This window comes from Sulfurimonas sp. (assembly GCF_018698455.1).
GTDB lineage: Bacteria > Campylobacterota > Campylobacteria > Campylobacterales > Sulfurimonadaceae > Sulfurimonas.
Genome location: NZ_JABIOQ010000048.1, coordinates 1 through 3,611 on the forward strand (window position 1 = coordinate 1; position 3,611 = coordinate 3,611).

Consider the following 3,611-nt stretch of genomic DNA (forward strand, 5'->3'; position numbering starts at 1 on the left):
CAGATGAACTTCTTTATGCTATAGAATTAAGAGCAGTGAAAATTGCTCAAGCACTTGGCAAGTTTAATCGGAAAATAGATGAAGTTGATATGGATATCATTAAAAAATGGCATAATGAGAACTATATAAAAAGTATAACTATAGAAGGAAACTAGAAGATGATACATGTATTAGTGGGAGATATTACTACAATTAATACTGAAGCTATTGTCAATGCAGCGAACTATAGATTACTTGGTGGCGGTGGAGTTGATGGAGCTATTCATAAAGCTGGTGGAAAAAATATTCTTCAAGAGTGTAAAAACATTAGAAATACAATATACCCGGATGGTCTTCCTGTAGGAGAAGCAGTAATTACAACGGCTGGAGACATGAAAGCAAAGTATGTAATACATACAGTTGGACCACAATATAAATCTGACGATAATCCAAAACAATCTCTTAAATCATGTTATAGAAATTCATTACTACTAGCAGATCAATACAAGTGCAAGTCTATTGCCTTTCCAGCAATCGCAACGGGTATCTATGATTATCCAAAAGAAGAAGCTTCTGATATTGCATATGAAACTGTTGTGCAGGTCCTGAACGAATGCAAATATATTAAGGAAGTTGTATTTGTATTTTATTCCAAGGATGATGCAATATATTTAAATAAAATGTTAAATAAAGAGCTAGAAGGACATTAGAGGAATGCTCCTGTAAACTACAAAAACCTTAATTCACAAATTTAGGTAGAGATTTAGTAGATCCTATAATAATTGATTTCCCCTAAGATAAAGGCGAATAGATATACTTGATTAAATAGAGTAACAGAGCCTCTTTGAATCTCTTTAAACTATCTTAGAACTACAATTTCATATCAAATATATATCCAGACGTAAAGATGTCCATTGTTAATCTTATAATTCTTCTATCACATTAGAGGGGTTTGAAATGAGAAGAAAAAGAAACAGAACTGTTAATACAGTAATAGAATTTGATAAAACACAGGTGATAGATAAAAGACTGATTGATAAAGCTTCATTATGGTCACTTCGTATAATTTTAAATCTAAGTGGACACAGAGAATTCATAGATAAGGATAACGGTGTTTCAAAGGACACACTATTAGCATTTTTAGATGGAAATCAATTCCTTGACACAGATGAAGATAAGTTTAGTAGAGAAGAAGTATTAAACTTTTTTAAAGAGAGTCTGCTTAAATTAGAAGACCAGAAAAAGTTTACAACTAATAAAATACTTGCAAAAAATATAGCTCAAATCTCATCTCTAATGAAGTTAAATCAATATGAAGAGCAGATACTAGAGTTCGTGACTTTCTTGAAGCAGTATGAACTCTTAGATGATGCAGTTAGTCTATTAGGGAATGAATTAAATACAACACAAACAAAAAGAGCCTTAAGTGTTATTCTTAATATCAAGAAGAAACATATTGATAGTGCCTTTGCTAGTAATTCTAAACTAAGTAAATCGTCTTTAGTAACTATAGATAAGTCAAATACTCATTCACTAGATAGAAAACTAGATTCTATTAGTGATACTTTTTTAGATAATCTGCTCAACCTTGATGAAGATATATCAGTAATGATAAAAGACTCTGTAAAGGTTTGTAATACTAGTTCTTTAAAATTAAAAGATTATCAGCATATCAGTAGTGATATAAATATTTTAGTCCCGTATCTAGAAAGTGCTGTGAAGTCCAAACAAACTGGTGTAAATATACTTCTGTATGGACGACCGGGAACAGGAAAAACAGAACTTGCAAAAGTATTGGCTAAAAAGCTAAAAACTAAACTATTTGAAGTTAGTTATACAGATGAAGATGATGAACCGATAGAAGGTACTAAGAGATTAAAAGCATATAAATCAGCACAAGTGCTACTATCAAACAAACGAACACTTCTCATGTATGATGAAGCAGAAGATATATTTGAAAGTGGTGGTAGTTTTTTCGGTCCTCCAGTTCGTCAAAAAGATAAGGCATGGATAAACAGAGTATTAGAAACTAATACTCTCCCTACAATCTGGATAACGAATAATATAGACAGTATAGATAATGCACTTGTAAGAAGGTTTGATATGAGTATAGAAATACCTATTCCTGTGAAATCTAAACGCGAGGAGATTATTAAAAATTATAGCAATAATCTTTTGAATGAAAAGAGTATTAAATCTTTGGCTAAAAATGAGAATATTGCACCAGCACTTATATCTACCACAGCTAAGGTTATTAGTGCTATTGATACAAAAGATAGTGACAAAGCTTTTACACATCTACTGAGTAATACTTTAAAAGCCCAGGGCTATGGTGAAATCAAAAAAGAGAATAGTGAAGATTCATTACCAAGTATTTATAATCCTAGTTATGTAAATACTACGACTGATTTAGATGAACTGACTAAAGGTATCAAAAAAACAAAAAGTGCAAGACTCTGTTTATATGGAGTACCCGGAACTGGCAAAAGTGCTTTTGGAAAGTATTTGGCAGATATGTTAGATAAACCATTACTGCTTAAAAAAGGTAGTGATTTAATCAGCAAATGGGTTGGTGGTACTGAACAGAATATCGCTAATGCCTTTAAAGAAGCATCAGATGAAAATGCTGTACTTGTGTTTGATGAAGTAGATAGTTTCTTAGCAGATAGAACACAAGCAAAACAGAGTTGGGAAGTTACACAAGTAAATGAGATGCTTGTTCAGATGGAAAACTTTGATGGTGTGTTTATAGCTACTACTAACCTTATGGATAATCTTGATAAAGCCAGCTTGAGAAGGTTTGATTTGAAGTTAGAGTTTGACTCTTTGCAACCTGAACAAGCTTGGAAGATGTTTAAAGAGTTTAGTAAAGAACTTAAACTGCCAAAAGTTGATAAAGTATTCAAGCAAGAGATACAGAGTTTAAAACAACTAACTCCTGGAGATTTTTCAGCGGTTGTTAGACAAAATAGGTTTAGACCTATTCATAGTGTAGAAGATTTTATAGAACGACTGCAAGATGAGATAGCTGTTAAAGATATTTCTACAGATAAAGTGATGGGCTTTTTAGTCTCATAAAGTAAATTAATAATCAAAGGAAAACACCAATACGACAACTATAAGAGAGAAAGATATATTTTATGATCAAGCAAAAATCATAGTTAAAAAAAATAATAATTATTCAGCTTCTTACCTACAAAGAAAAATGCAGATAGGATACACAAGGGCAGTAAGAATAATACAGCAACTGGAAGACAATAAATGAGATAATTTATTGAGTACAAATGTGTTAAACAGTAGCACTAATAATATAAAGATATTGTATATATTATTATTTACAACTTTAATAGGATTATTCATACAAAATAAGATACTGTTTAACAAGGATATACATGGGAAAGCCACTTAATTTTAAAATAGAAGATAATATATGATTTAGAACCACTAAAGCTAGATAGAAAAAAAGGTTTTAACATCTTTATTATCTTAACCAGACATAAAGATGTCAGTTCAAAAGATATAATTTATTTATAAGAAGTTTCATTTTAAAAGTATTTAGATTTAAGTATTTTTAAATCAAATTTTGTTTGATTGATAAATTTATTTACAAAGATCAAAATAACTAAATTGTC

The 3,611-nt window shown here is 30.5% G+C and carries 3 protein-coding genes; all 3 read left to right on the forward strand.

The window, feature by feature from the left end:
• Positions 1-158: 158 nt before the first annotated feature.
• Positions 159-689, forward strand: a complete 531-nt coding sequence (locus tag HOG88_RS06045) for an O-acetyl-ADP-ribose deacetylase (RefSeq protein WP_295004245.1) — start codon at positions 159-161, stop codon at positions 687-689.
• Positions 690-936: 247 nt separating this feature from the next.
• Positions 937-3,057 (forward strand): AAA family ATPase, encoded by a 2,121-nt coding sequence (locus tag HOG88_RS06050; protein ID WP_295004247.1) that lies wholly within the window; start codon positions 937-939, stop codon positions 3,055-3,057.
• Positions 3,058-3,112: 55 nt separating this feature from the next.
• Positions 3,113-3,244 (forward strand): DNA translocase FtsK, encoded by a 132-nt coding sequence (locus HOG88_RS11915; RefSeq protein WP_367234717.1) that lies wholly within the window; start codon positions 3,113-3,115, stop codon positions 3,242-3,244.
• Positions 3,245-3,611 lie beyond the last annotated feature (367 nt).